This is a genomic window from Acidovorax sp. KNOB132, assembly GCF_057541515.1.
This window is the reverse complement of the sequence record NZ_BAAJYT010000597.1, coordinates 1-862: the sequence shown is the minus strand read 5'-3', so window position 1 is coordinate 862 and position 862 is coordinate 1. Positions and strand designations below refer to the sequence as shown.

Genomic DNA, 862 nt, shown 5'->3' with positions numbered 1-862 from the left:
CCCGGCCGGGCCGCGCCGGCCGTCCCGGCGCCGAAGCGCTCGGCATAGGCCTGCGGGCTCACGGCCCGGTGCTTGTGGAAGGCGCGCCGCAGCGTCTCGGGGTGCTGGAACCCGCACAGCCGCGCCACGGTGGAAACCGAGGCCTGCGCCTGGGCCAGCAAGGCCGATGCCGCCTCCACCCGCACCCGCTCCACGTAGCGCGCGGGCGTGGTGCCCAGTTCGCGCTGGAACACGCGGGTCAGGGTGCGCGGCGGCATGCAGGCGCGGGCGGCCAGGGCGTCCAGCGACAGGTCGCCGCCCAGGTGGCCGGGAATCCATTCCAGCAGCGGCGTGAGGCGGGGCGCGTGCGCCGCATCGGGCGCCAGCAGGGGGGCTGAACTGCGCCTGCCCGCCCGGGCGGCGCAAGTACATCACCAGGCGCCGCGCCACGGCCAGCGCCATGGCGCGGCCCAGGTCGTGCTCCACCAGCGCCAGGGCCAGGTCGATGCCCGCCGTCACCCCGGCCGAGGTGAAGACGTGGCAGTCGCCGTCGATGCCGCCCGGGTCGTAGGTGTGCAGCCGGTCGCCCGCCACCCGCACCTGCGGATGGCCCTGGCGCAGGCCGTCCACGCTGTCCCAGTGGGTGGTGGCGGGCCGCCCGTCCAGCAGGCCGGCGCGGGCCAGCAGCAGCGCGCCCGAGCACACCGATCCCACGCGCCGGGCGGTGCGCTCGGCCTGCCGCAGCCAGTCGTGCAGGGCGGTGTCGTCCAGCTGGGCGTCCACGCCCATGCCGCCGGGCACGAGCAGGGTGTCCAGGCCGGCGAGCGCCACGTCGCGGCGGGCCGTGTCGGCCACCACGGCGAAGCCGGCGGAGCACGCCACG

General features: G+C 77.6%; 1 protein-coding gene. It reads right to left on the bottom strand.

What is annotated here, in order from left to right; all coding sequences use genetic code 11:
* Positions 1 to 862, bottom strand: an 862-nt coding sequence (locus AC27IO_RS24910; protein WP_498741304.1) for a DJ-1/PfpI family protein, incomplete at both ends; no start/stop codon positions are given.